This is a genomic window from Sulfuricaulis sp. (assembly GCF_049587675.1).
Classification (GTDB): domain Bacteria; phylum Pseudomonadota; class Gammaproteobacteria; order Acidiferrobacterales; family Sulfurifustaceae; genus Sulfuricaulis.
Genome location: NZ_JBAVEJ010000141.1, coordinates 1 through 11267, shown reverse-complemented (window position 1 = coordinate 11267; position 11267 = coordinate 1). Strand labels below are relative to the sequence as shown.

Here is an 11267-nt window from a genome sequence, read left to right as displayed (position 1 = left end):
AACTGTCTGGTTGCCAGATCCGCCTCAACCGAGATGTTCTTGACGGCACCGATCTTGACACCGTTGAATGTCACCGGTGCGCCGATCGAGAGTCCTTTCACCGATTCCTGAAAATACATCACGTAATTAGGGTGCTGGGCAAAGAGGGATCCGCTGCTGAGGAGCAGGATCGTCACCACCGCGAGCACAATGGCGCCGATGACAAAACTGCCGATCAGAGTCGGGTTTGCGTGTTTACTCATGACTCACCTCGTTTCAAAAATGTTCGAACCCGCGAGTCGGCAGATTCGACGAGCGCCTTGGGATCGCCGCTGGCAATCATCGTTTTCGACTCGGGATCGAGGAACACTGAATTGTTGCCGATCGCGAAAATGCTGGCCAGTTCATGCGTGACCACCACGATGGTGGCGCCGAGGCTTTCGCGCAATTCCAAGATCAGGTCGTCCAAGCGACGTGAGCTGATCGGATCGAGCCCGGCGGACGGTTCGTCGAAAAAAAGAATGTCCGGGTCGAGCGCCATGGCGCGCGCGAGGCCGGCGCGTTTTTTCATGCCGCCGCTGATTTCGGAGGGATAAAATTCCTCAAATCCGGCCAAGCCGGTCAGGGCCAGTTTGAGTGCGACGACCTCGCGAATCGTTTTGGCGTCGAGATCGGTATATTCCCCGAGCGGCAGCGCCACGTTCTCCGCCAGCGTGAGCGAGCTCCAGAGCGCGCCGCTCTGAAATAGCACACCCAGGCGGCGCTTGATGCGTTCCTGTTCCTCGGCCGGTGCCTTCCAGAAATCAACCCTGTCGTACAGCACCTGGCCTTTGACGGGTTCCTTGAGCCCGACCAAGTGGCGCAAGAGCGTGCTTTTGCCGCTGCCGCTGCCGCCCATGATGACGAAAATGTCGCCGCGATTGACGGTGAAACTCAGATCGCGCTGGATCACGTAGTCCCCGTACGCCATCGTGAGGTTCTTGACAACGATGGGCGCATCGGCCGGCGGGTTCGTCTCGATCGCTGCCATGTCAGATTCCGAGCGCGTGGTAAATGATCGTGAGAATCGCGGCTGCGACGACGATGAAGACAATGCCGGTCACGACCGCCGAAGTCGCCGCCTCGCCGACGGCCTGAGCGCTGCGTCCGCACTGCATGCCGCGCAGGCAGCCGGCGAAGGCGATCAGCACACCGTAGACGGCGGCCATGCTCAGACCCACCGCGAATTGCGTTATGGTCAGCGACTGGATCGTTTGGTGATAGTACGCGAACGCTCCGATATCGAGCATGGTCACGCCGACAACCAGCCCGGCCAGAATGCCGACAAAGTCGGCGTACAGCGCGAGCAGCGGCAACATGATGATAAGCGCGAGCATCCGCGGCAGCACCAGGAAATCCATCGGCGCCACGCCCATGGTCTTGAAGGCGTCGATTTCCTCGTTCACCTGCATGGTGCCGAGCTGCGCGGCATAGGCCGCGCCCGTACGGCCGGCGATGATGATCCCGGTCATCAATGCACCCATGACGCGCGCCATGCTCAACCCGACGAGATCGGCGACGTAGATTTGCGCTCCGAACTGGCCCAGCTGCACCGCGCTCATGTACGCGAGGATCAACCCGACCAGAAAACTGATGAGCGAGACGATCGGAAGCGCCTGCGGGCCGACCTCCTGAATGATGAGCATGAGGTCGGAGCGGCGGAATTGGGCCTTGCCGCGAAACAGGCGGCCGAAGGCGAGCGCGGTCTCACCGACGAACCGGATCATTTCGGGTGCCCCGCGCAGTTCTTTCAGCGTGGCCAGTCCCACCCGGGCAAGGAATGACGGCGGTTTGCCGCCGCGCCCAGTATCCTTCTTTGGCGGGACGGCATAGGCCAGGTCCAGCAGGCGGCGCACGCCTTCGGGCAGGCCGGTTTTGTCGACTTGGATGTTCCGTTTGGTGCAAAGGGCAAAAACGTTACCAAGATAGACAAGCAAACCGCTGTCCCAGTCGGCAAGTTGTTTGGTGTCGAAAGTGATGCGCTTGACGCACTGGGAATCGTCGAGCTGGCGCTCGAACTCAGTGATCGGGGGCAGCCCGTTCGCCAGGCGCCAGCTGGCGCCCAAAGACAACACCAACACGTCCTTTTCCGGGCGGCTGCATTGCAGCGTCCACGGGGTGGTGGCGGTGTGGTGAACGTCAATTCGATACGGCGTAGTCGTAGTCATAGTCCTTTCTGTGCAGTTAGAAGAACAAAGCCTTCGCAGCCGGACTGTTCGGGTCAGGTCTTGTCGCGCTCCTCCTGCCAGGACATGCCGATCTGGATTGCCTGTACGAGAGAGCTGGCCATGTGGTCGGCATTGCCGGCACTTTCGCCGAGCTCGGGCGGCGCTATCACCCCGGGGGGAAAGACCTTGACCAGATACGCGCGAGGAAACAACTCGTGAACTTGCCTGCCGATCGATTCAGCGCGGTCGCGTTCCGGGCTGGGGAAAGCACTCACCAGGTAGACAATGGACACGCCCTCCGGGTCCGCGCCCGGCGGCAGCCCGCCATGGAGGTCTTCCGGCGAGAAGTTCCGGGCATCAATTTTCTGCATGCGCAACAGCCGCGCCAACAGCTCGGCCGCAAGATCATCGTCGGAGGAGCCAAGGCCCAAGCAGATCACGACGGACCCCGGAGGCACCCCGAGCGGACCTTGCCATTTTCCGCTCAACTGTTCGCGCTGCTGACGTAGCCAGCGCCCGGCGCTCACGTCCTCGAGTACCGAGCCTCGACGACGTCGTCGTGGGAACTTGAGGCCATTGCTGCTTAGGGCTGCAACGACATCGAGGATGACGCGGCCGATCTTCCTGCGCTGATCCTCGCTGGTCGCGCCCATATCTGTGTCGAGACGAACAAAGTGCAGCGCTGGAATCAGCACGCGATCGCAATACGCGACGAGAGAATCGCGTTTCAGGAACGCTCGCGCATTGGCAATGATCTCGTGGGGATCTCCGGATAACGCGCGTTGGTAAAATCTCTGCGGCAACGTCAGTGGCTGGGCATCGCTCGATAGCAGCTCCAGGATACCGAGCGCTTTCACGTGCCGACCGGCAACCACCAGGCACAAGGTCAGGGGAGTGGACAAGATCAGACCGACCGGACCCCAGAGCGTGCCCCAGAATATGGCGGCAACGACTACCGCCAGCGGCGATAACCCCGTGGCGTGGCCATAAAGCTGCGGTTCCAGAAGTTGCGCCACGATGATATCGAGCAGGACGAAGACACCCAGTGTGCCGGCCACCAGTGACCACCCGGGATCGACGGCAAACGCAAGCGCCGCGGAAAAAAGTGCGGCGATCCACACGCCCATGTAAGGCACGAAGCGCAACACCCCGGCCAGAGCACCCAAAAGCATCGCCTGCGGGACGCGCAGGACACTCAGAATTGCCCAGATCGCCGCCCCGAAACAGAGGTTGACTGCGAACTGCGAGACGAAAAACCTCGAGAGCCGATCGCCGGCATCGTTGAGTGCGAGAGTCGTCGAGCGTATATCAGTCGCACCGATCAGGCGGATGAAGCGGTCGCGCAGCGATTCATACTCGAGCAACACGAAGATGAGAACGAGCAGCACGATCCCGGTGGCTTGGAGCGGTGCCCAAACGGACGTGAGAAGTTTTCCTATCAGCTGGAGAGGCTGAGGCGAGACATCCTGTGACTGCAGCATCACCACACTCGCAGGTCGTGTCGGCACGGGGCGTTCGTGGTCTCCAGTCCGGCCGGGGACCGTGTCCGCTGTCTCGTGAACCTCGATCAGGCGGCTCGCTTCCAGAGTCAGCAGGCGAAGCCGTCCAACGGTTGCTTCGTCAAGGGTCTTGAGCTTGCGTTGTATGGTCGTTTCGTATTGAGGAAGGCTCTCCGCGATGTGCAAAATCTGGGTTCCCAGCGCCATTGCGGCCGCCGTGAACGACACCGAGAGCATCAGCACCGCGATCAGCACAGAAGAGATCCGGCCGGCTCCAATTCGCCTCAGCCCACGAACCAACGGCGCCACCAACAAGCTCAGCATAACGGCGAACGTCACCGGAATCAGCACGTCCCGACCGACATACAGCAGCGCCAGAATGATTCCGGCAGTCATGACAGGGCTGCTACGATCGTGCAACCATACCGGCGCTGGAGCATCTGGCGGCATATTTCGGTCCTGACCTGGAGTAACCCGTACCTGCATTAGTGCCTGATCGAGTTGCACATCGGCGATCGCTTGGTCCTTGTTCAGGGTTGTGGAACTGTTGATCGAGGTTGATCGGGATATCGCGTGTTTGCGTCCGTCGATCTCTCATGACGCAGCGTACAAGCCGGCGGCCGGGGAGTCGTCAGCGAACCGTCCCGATACGGTCAGATTTCGGTCTTGCTATCGGGTTTCGCCCGTTTTGCCGTCGGAACGGCGCAGCGCCACTGACAGAGGCGGCAAGTTTCCACTACGTGCCCGATAGGGCTGCACGGTGGCCATTGCTCGTTCCACCTCGGCTTGTACCCATTTCATCCTTGTCGTTAGTGCCGCGAACCGGTCATCCAGCACATCGCGAAAGGTCTTGCGTCTGGCTTCGTACACGGCGGTCGACGACGCCTTATTTTAGACGAGGTGAGTTGCTTTCAAAAATAAGGAAACACAAGCGAAGCGGACGCACTGACCTGGCACGTCATTCCGCGGAACCCCCGATAGCGGCGTGATTCACAAGTTCCTATGCTGCACCTGATAAATCGCTTGTGCAAGATTTTTTTGCCAATTGTCAAAGAGTTAGAGCCTTTACATATTTATCTTCACAAACGAGAAGGAGGTAACCATGAGCGCCACATCTCAGACAGAGGCCGCAAAAGAAAGGTTGGTCAAGGATTTCAAAGCCGTGATTACGGACGCGGAGGAACTGCTCAAAGCCACCGCGGGCCAGACCGGCGAAAAGGTGGTGGCGGCGCGCGCCAAGGTTGAAGAAAGCGTGGCGGCCACCCGAAAGCAGCTCGCCGAATGGGAGCACGATTTGATGGAGAAGACCAAGGCGGCGGCCCGGACGACGGACGAGCTGGTACACGAGCACCCGTGGCAGGCGGTCGGTATCGCCGTGGCCGTTGGGTTTCTGTTCGGGATGTTAACCTCCCGCCGCTCCTGAACATGAGCGATATCGACAGCGACACCGGCAACGAGCGTGCCCGGGGATTGCTGGCGTCGCTGCAGCGACTGCTGGCGACGTTGCTTGAGATCCTGCAGACGCGAATGGAAATAATCGCCACCGAGTTCGAGGTGGAGCGTGAACATCTTCGCGAGCTTGTCGTATTCGGTTTCCTGGCGTTGTTTTTCGTAAACCTCGGGATCGTGTACCTCACGCTCTTCGTTGTAATGCTGTTCTGGGAAACCCATCGACTGTATGTGCTGGGCGGTTTCGCCGGGTTATACCTGGGGCTGGGTTACATTGCCGTTATGGTCTTGCGCAGACGGAACCGATCGCGTCCCCGACTGTTCGCCACGACGTTGACGGAACTTTCCAAGGACCGGGAGCAACTGACACCTTAATATAATGAACACACGGCTGGAACAACTAACGCGTCGGCGTGTGGCGCTGGTCGCACAAGCCGCCGTCCAGCGCGAGGAGGTCGGTCGCCTGATGCAACCATGGCGCGCGACGCTGGCGTTAGCGGACCATGGGATTGCGCTTGTACGCACTCTGCGTATGCTTCCGCTTGTCATCGCGGTCGGAGTGGGGTTTTTGGTCGCCACGCGCCGCAATCGACTGAGCGCGTGGATCGAGCTCATCTGGATCGCCTGGCAGTTCTACTCCAAGCTCACGGCGGGCGTGGGTAAGAAAAATCCAGAAGAAACATGATGTGGCCATCATTGACGCGACTCATGCTCACAGTCTGCCTGGTTGCGATCGGGCACACGGACCAGCGGACAGCACCGTGGCGAGCAGCAGCGGGATGAGCGGGACCACCATCTCGCTGGCGAAATCGTCGTCGGTCAGCGCGTCCTGGGCGTTCGCCACCAGGCGTTCGATCTCGATGCCGGCGCCGCCGTTACCCTGATTTGCATCGGTCATGGCGGCCTCCTCAGAGTAGCCCGTGGGCGTTCGCGAAGCTGCACCGCATGACCCGCCCTTGCTGACTCGACCACAGTCTTGGCCTGGCGCGCTGGCAGCTCCGTTACGGTGCTGGCCTCCAATCGCGTGCGCGGTATCAGGGGCTATCGTGGGAAGACAGCAATGGGTGGGCGCGCCGTCGCAGCACGGTTGCGGTGCCACCTTTCCGTTACGCGCTGGCGCGCGCCGCCTCGTCCGTCGCGCTCCGATTTCTGTGATGACCCAGCGAGCCACTCCAGTCGCGGCAGCAGGACCCGCTCGACAATGGAGGAGTACCTGTACATCTCCGCCGCCCGGCGCGCGGCGCCGCGCATCGCCCGTCCCCAATCCGGGCGGCGGCGCAGGCCGCTCAGCAGGCTGACGAGCTCGTTGGGATCGTTCGTTTCCAGCGCGAGCGCGTTGTTGCCGGGTATCGCATAGTCCTCGCCGGAAGTCCCGACGCAGGCGATACCCCCCGCTGCCATGGTTTCCAGCCCGACCAAGCCGAAGGGTTCGTGTTCGCTGTTCGCGAGCACCGCCTCGGAACAACGAAAGAGCAGCCGGCGCGCCTCGGCATCGAGCGGCATGCGCAGACACAGGATGTCCGCTTCGCGGTTCTCCCGCATGGCAGCGAGCAGCCCACTCGCGCCCCGCACGGTGCAATCGGGCTCGACAACGCGCAGCCCGGCCGCTGCGGCGGCCGCGTACACCTCCGTGCCGTACGATTCGACGCCTCCTCGGGCGAGCAGCAACGGCCGCCCACCGCGCTGCTTCATGACTTTCACCGTGTCCACAGCGTACAGCCATCGCTTGTCCGGGTGCCAACGCGCCACTTTGGCCACAACGGTACGCCCCCGCGTCTGCGCTCGAAAAGCCGCCACCGCGTCGCGCTCGGGCAGAACAAATGCCTCGGGTTCGAGGCCATTTGCGATCACCAGCGGGTCTAACCCCTGGACCCCCATGAGGTTCTTCATATAGCGGCTGACGGTGGTGATGATCGCGGCCTGCGCCAGCCGGTTCCAGGGAATGCGTTCGAACGAGTAGGTGTTGTTGGCGTTCCAGAGCATCGTAGCGCGCTCGCGCAGCCCCTGCCGGCGCAGCAGCAAATCAACATGCAAGACGGCATCCACCGTGTGCCACTCCTCCGCGAGGATCACGGTTCGTTGCCCTTCCCTCAGCGCCGGCGCCAGAAACTGCTCCACCAAAAACGGTGGCAGCGAAGTGGCGTAATCCACGCGCTTGCCTTCCTCGCCGTCGTAAACTCCCGCCGGATGGTAGCCGCTTATCCACTGGCACCAGCGATGCAGATGCACCTCACCCTGGCGCTCGTGCCCCGGCAACTCGGGGTCGCCAATGAACCACACGTGGCATTCATGGCCCGCTTCGGCGAGCGCGCGGGCAAGCCCGGTGACGCGTGTGGCGACGCCGCCCGCACGCGCGTAGTCATCGGGCCCTTCGAACGAAAGCAGATGGAACTGCATCATGTTTTGGATCCTCGCGTCGCGTGTTACGTTCGTGACATGTTTTCCGCAATGCACCGTTGTCCCGCCGCTGTAAGTTCATAACGGCGCTCTTCCTTGGGGCCATCGGCGAGCTGGACCAGCCCGCGATTCGTGAGCTCGTCGACAATGCTCCCGATCCCGGCCTCCGGCTTCCGCAGCAGCCGCTCGAGGTCCGCCCCCGAAAATTCAAACTGCCCGCAGCCGGCGATGGCGTCCAGAAGCGAGGTCGCCGCCGGCGACAGATGTCCTGTCCGGCCGTCCTCGCCCATTGAAACAACGGGGGCCTGACCCGTCTGCGTGCCGGTGAAGTACGGTTCGAGCGGACAAGACCCACCCCCGCACTGAGACCGTGCCGCGCAGTCCGTGGGCGCGCTATCGAGCGCCACGTATTGCCGGCAACGGGGACAGAACTCTAGCGGAGAATCGAACATGGCTGCTTCATCATTCCAGTCAGAAAAACCAGGACACGCTCAGGGTGCCGAACTCGGCCGCCTTTTGCTGCGTTTCGAACGCATCGGTGGTGAACGTCGCCGCGAGGCTGACAACCCAACCCTCATGTCGCACGGCAAAGCCGAGCGATGCCGTGCCGACGAAGGGCTTCGTATCGACGGACCGGCTGTCCCTGAATACGGTGCCGTCGAGCGGCAGATAGTGGACGACGCCAAAACCTCCGAGACCGCCGAAGAACGACTCCGACCAGCCATGCACCGGTCCGACACCGACCGTCGACGCGGCGTTGAACCCCTCGCGAAGTGAGGTCGTGGCCATGGCTTTCACCAGATTCCACCCAATCTCGCCGTACACGCCGAGTCCCACGCCGGTGAAGTAGGTGCCGAGACTGACGTTCCCGATCGGAATGAGCCGCCACTCGGCCGCTTCGCCCGCCTTGCCCTCGCGCCATACGTACCCGGCCGTGTAGCCCACGTTGATCACCGGCTCGTTCGGGAGCTGCGTATCCCAGCCCATCGGCTCATTCCCACCGATCAGTTCGTGGAACTTTTTCTGCACGTCTTCAGCCTGCGACGCCGGGCCCACTACGCCCAGCTTGAGTTCCCATGCATGCGTCCAACGTCCGTTCCGCGCATACAGCACATTATCCACATACAGGATGCCGGCATACGGTTGGTCGCTCGCGGGTGGATTCGGGTTGTCGATGTCGTCCGGGGTATGCATCTCCTGGACAATGCTCCACGCGGCATACGTGTTCGAGCCGTCATCCGTGATCCCGGGCAGGAACGACCAGAACTTGCCCCACTTTTTGATGAACCTTTCGTCGTCGTAGGTATTGAGCTCGTTCGACACCCACGTTGCACCGACACCGTTGGTGTAATTGTTGTCGGAATTTGTGAGCACGTCGTTTTCCAGAGTGAACGTGAATGCCCCGTCATGAGTCCCGGCCGATTGCGTCACGCAGCCGACCGCGGAGGATGCAATCAGTGCGATAAAGGCGAGTTTCATCGTGGTTGTCATGTTCGTTCTCCTTCTTCCGTTGTGCCGAACTCATGCCCTCGGCGGAGAATGGGTCCGCAGAGCAGCGGCTAGCGGCACGGTGTCTCCTTACGAGCCTTCCTGTCCATCGATCATTTTCTCTTCGCTTCGCGCGAGCGCTCAATGCCGCTCAGCCCGAGATCGCACGTAATCCACTCGATCAGTTCCTGACCCGATGTGAACTCTTGCTGTTGCCCGGTGACGACATTTTCCAGTCGACCGGCGAGGGTGTCGGGCTTTGCATCGCTGCGCACTTTCAATACGTAGGTGCGTCGACTGGGGTACTTGGAATCAGCGTTGAGAGTCATTGCAAATCGTCCTCCGTTTGGGTCAGCCTACTCGCATCCGATCGCCAGAGGGTCAGGGAAACGTGGGCTTTTGGTCTGAATCGAACTGCGCCGTTCTCTCGCCATGGCCGACTCCCTGTACCCCTCACCCGACGGGACACGGTGCTGTCCGCCAAATGTCCCGCGCGTACTCGGCGATGGTTCGGTCACTGGAAAATTTGCCGGAACTGGCAACATTCAGGATCGCCTTGTTCGCCCAACCCACCGGATCTGCGTAAAGTTCACCCACTCTCTCATGCGCCTCGCCGTACGACTTGAGATCGGCCAGATGCATGTAATAGTCGCCGTGCGTCAGCAGGGCTTCACGAATGGGATCGAAGATGCCGGGCTCGTGGCGGTTGAAGTAACCGGAGAAAATCAGGTCCAAGGCTGCGCGCGTTTCCGGCTCGTGCTCATAGTGCCACTGGGGGTTGTACCAGTCGCGGCTGCTGACCACCTGCTCGGCGGTGAGGCCGAAGAGAAACACATTCTCTTTTCCGACCTCTTCGGCGATCTCGATCGTCGCCCCATCCATCGTACCGATCGTGAGCGCGCCGTTCATCATGAACTTCATGTTGCTCGTCCCGCTGGCTTCAAAGCCCGCGGTAGAGATCTGCTCGGACACGTCGCTCGCCGGAATGAGGCGCTCAGCCAGCGAGACGCAGTAGTCGGGCACGAACAACACTTTCAGGCGCCCGTTCACCGCGGGATCCGCGTTGATGGTGGCGGCCAGGTTGTTGATGAACTTGATGATGAGCTTGGCCAGCGCGTACGCGGGCGCCGCCTTGCCGGCGAAGAAGAACGTGCGCGGCGGCATGGCGAGACCGGGATTCTGGCGCAGGCGGTTGTAGAGCACGACGATGTGCAGCGCGTTGAGTAGCTGTCGTTTGTACTCATGAATGCGTTTGATCTGGCTGTCGAAAATAGTGTCCGGATCGACGACCTCGCCGGTCGTGTTCTTGAGCCAATCCGCAAACCGCGTCTTTGCTTGCCGCTTTGCTCGGAGAAAGGCCTCCTGGAAGCTCCTGTCGCGGGCGAGCGGCTTCAATCGGGCGAGCTGCCCCAGATCCGTGATCCAGCCATCGCCGATCACCTCGCGGATCAGTTGGGAGAGGTCGGGGTTGCACATCAGCAACCAGCGGCGCGGCGTGGCGCCGTTCGTCTTGTTGTTGAACCGATCCGGGAAGAGCTCGGCGAGATCCTTCGCGACGCTCGTGCGCAACAGTCGCGAGTGAATGGCCGCGACGCCGTTCGTGCTGTGGGAGCCGACGATGGCGAGGTTGGCCATGCGGACTCGCTTGACCGGGTCGTCCTGGATGACGCTGACGCGTGAAAGTCGATTTTCATCTTGCGACAAGCGAACGCGCGCGTCATCGAGCAACCGCCGATTGATCTCGTGGATGATTTCGAGATGGCGTGGCAGCAGCTCCTCGAACCATCGCAGCGGCCAGGTCTCCAGCGCCTCGGGCAGCAGCGTGTGGTTCGTGTACGCCAGCGTTTGCTGCGTGATGCGCCAGGCCTGATCCCATTCAAGGCGGGCGTCGTCAAGCAGGATGCGCATCAGCTCGGGAACGGCCATGGCCGGATGCGTGTCATTGAGCTGGATGGCGACCTTTTCGGGGAGCGCACTCCAATCCATATTGCTGCGCCGGAACCGACGCACCAGATCGCCCAGCGAGCAGGCGACGAGAAAATACTCCTGGAGGAATCGCAGCCCCTGGCCCATGCTCGTGGAGTCATCGGGGTACAAAACCCGCGTCAGAGACTCGGAGGCCAAGGTTTCCGCCAGCGCGCCGACGAAGTCGCCGCGGCTGAATTGCTGGAAGTCGAAATAGTCCGGCGTGGCCGCCGCCCAGAGACGCAGCGTGTTGATCGTCTTGCCCCCGTAGCCGATCACCGGC

At 61.4% G+C, this 11267-nt stretch carries 14 protein-coding genes; 3 read left to right on the top strand and 11 right to left on the bottom strand.

What is annotated here, in order from left to right:
• The 5 genes from WB402_RS07420 to WB402_RS07400 form a co-directional block, all read right to left on the bottom strand.
• Positions 1–242, bottom strand: a 242-nt coding sequence (locus WB402_RS07420) for an MlaD family protein (RefSeq protein WP_424206465.1), incomplete at its 3' end; no start/stop codon positions are given.
• Positions 239–1009, bottom strand: a complete 771-nt coding sequence (locus tag WB402_RS07415; RefSeq protein WP_424206463.1) for an ABC transporter ATP-binding protein — start codon at positions 1007–1009, stop codon at positions 239–241. The genes WB402_RS07420 and WB402_RS07415, both read right to left, overlap by 4 nt.
• 1 nt (position 1010) lies before the next feature.
• On the bottom strand, positions 1011–2186 hold the full coding sequence (locus tag WB402_RS07410) for an MlaE family ABC transporter permease (protein ID WP_424206461.1): 1176 nt from the start codon (positions 2184–2186) through the stop codon (positions 1011–1013).
• Positions 2187–2239: 53 nt separating this feature from the next.
• Complete coding sequence (locus tag WB402_RS07405; RefSeq protein ID WP_424206459.1) at positions 2240–4081, bottom strand: AI-2E family transporter; 1842 nt, start codon at positions 4079–4081, stop codon at positions 2240–2242.
• Between the two features lie 273 nt (positions 4082–4354).
• On the bottom strand, positions 4355–4555 hold the full coding sequence (locus WB402_RS07400) for a hypothetical protein (RefSeq protein ID WP_424206457.1): 201 nt from the start codon (positions 4553–4555) through the stop codon (positions 4355–4357).
• A gap of 232 nt (positions 4556–4787) precedes the next feature.
• Here WB402_RS07400 and WB402_RS07395 point away from each other — a divergent pair, with 232 nt between their 5' ends.
• The 3 genes from WB402_RS07395 to WB402_RS07385 are packed head-to-tail and all read left to right on the top strand — an operon-like array spanning position 4788 to position 5819.
• Positions 4788–5108 carry a DUF883 family protein gene (locus tag WB402_RS07395; protein ID WP_424206455.1) on the top strand — a complete coding sequence of 107 codons (321 nt, stop codon included), beginning with the start codon at positions 4788–4790 and terminating at the stop codon, positions 5106–5108.
• 2 nt (positions 5109–5110) lie between these two features.
• On the top strand, positions 5111–5509 hold the full coding sequence (locus WB402_RS07390; RefSeq protein WP_424206453.1) for a phage holin family protein: 399 nt from the start codon (positions 5111–5113) through the stop codon (positions 5507–5509).
• A gap of 4 nt (positions 5510–5513) precedes the next feature.
• Positions 5514–5819, top strand: coding sequence for a YqjK-like family protein (locus tag WB402_RS07385; protein WP_424206451.1), 306 nt, complete (start codon positions 5514–5516; stop codon positions 5817–5819).
• 27 nt (positions 5820–5846) lie between these two features.
• Here WB402_RS07385 and WB402_RS07380 read toward each other — a convergent pair whose 3' ends face one another.
• From WB402_RS07380 to WB402_RS07355, 6 genes are all read right to left on the bottom strand, one after another.
• Positions 5847–6032 (bottom strand): hypothetical protein, encoded by a 186-nt coding sequence (locus WB402_RS07380; protein ID WP_424206449.1) that lies wholly within the window; start codon positions 6030–6032, stop codon positions 5847–5849.
• Positions 6033–6175: 143 nt separating this feature from the next.
• Positions 6176–7588, bottom strand: coding sequence for a glycosyltransferase (locus tag WB402_RS07375; RefSeq protein ID WP_424206447.1), 1413 nt, complete (start codon positions 7586–7588; stop codon positions 6176–6178).
• Entirely contained in the window at positions 7558–7983 is a 426-nt protein-coding gene (locus tag WB402_RS07370) for a MarR family transcriptional regulator (protein WP_424206445.1), read from the bottom strand. The genes WB402_RS07375 and WB402_RS07370 overlap by 31 nt, the downstream gene beginning before the upstream one ends.
• Before the next feature lie 19 nt (positions 7984–8002).
• Positions 8003–9022 (bottom strand): lipid A deacylase LpxR family protein, encoded by a 1020-nt coding sequence (locus tag WB402_RS07365; RefSeq protein ID WP_424206443.1) that lies wholly within the window; start codon positions 9020–9022, stop codon positions 8003–8005.
• Between the two features lie 110 nt (positions 9023–9132).
• Complete coding sequence (locus tag WB402_RS07360; protein ID WP_424206441.1) at positions 9133–9348, bottom strand: hypothetical protein; 216 nt, start codon at positions 9346–9348, stop codon at positions 9133–9135.
• A gap of 124 nt (positions 9349–9472) precedes the next feature.
• The coding region (locus WB402_RS07355; RefSeq protein WP_424206439.1) for a glycogen/starch/alpha-glucan phosphorylase at positions 9473–11267 on the bottom strand (1795 nt) is incomplete at its 5' end.

What these genes read in the sequence shown, in the direction of transcription:
- WB402_RS07415 (WP_424206463.1), bottom strand. Translation starts at nt 1,009, where the DNA reads ATGGCAGCGATCGAGACGAACCCGCCGGCCGATGCGCCCATCGTTGTC.
- WB402_RS07395 (WP_424206455.1), top strand. Translation starts at nt 4,788, where the DNA reads ATGAGCGCCACATCTCAGACAGAGGCCGCAAAAGAAAGGTTGGTCAAG.
- WB402_RS07405 (WP_424206459.1), bottom strand. Translation starts at nt 4,081, where the DNA reads ATGACTGCCGGAATCATTCTGGCGCTGCTGTATGTCGGTCGGGACGTG.
- WB402_RS07365 (WP_424206443.1), bottom strand. Translation starts at nt 9,022, where the DNA reads ATGACAACCACGATGAAACTCGCCTTTATCGCACTGATTGCATCCTCC.
- WB402_RS07370 (WP_424206445.1), bottom strand. Translation starts at nt 7,983, where the DNA reads ATGTTCGATTCTCCGCTAGAGTTCTGTCCCCGTTGCCGGCAATACGTG.
- WB402_RS07360 (WP_424206441.1), bottom strand. Translation starts at nt 9,348, where the DNA reads ATGACTCTCAACGCTGATTCCAAGTACCCCAGTCGACGCACCTACGTA.
- WB402_RS07390 (WP_424206453.1), top strand. Translation starts at nt 5,111, where the DNA reads ATGAGCGATATCGACAGCGACACCGGCAACGAGCGTGCCCGGGGATTG.
- WB402_RS07380 (WP_424206449.1), bottom strand. Translation starts at nt 6,032, where the DNA reads ATGACCGATGCAAATCAGGGTAACGGCGGCGCCGGCATCGAGATCGAA.
- WB402_RS07385 (WP_424206451.1), top strand. Translation starts at nt 5,514, where the DNA reads ATGAACACACGGCTGGAACAACTAACGCGTCGGCGTGTGGCGCTGGTC.
- WB402_RS07410 (WP_424206461.1), bottom strand. Translation starts at nt 2,186, where the DNA reads ATGACTACGACTACGCCGTATCGAATTGACGTTCACCACACCGCCACC.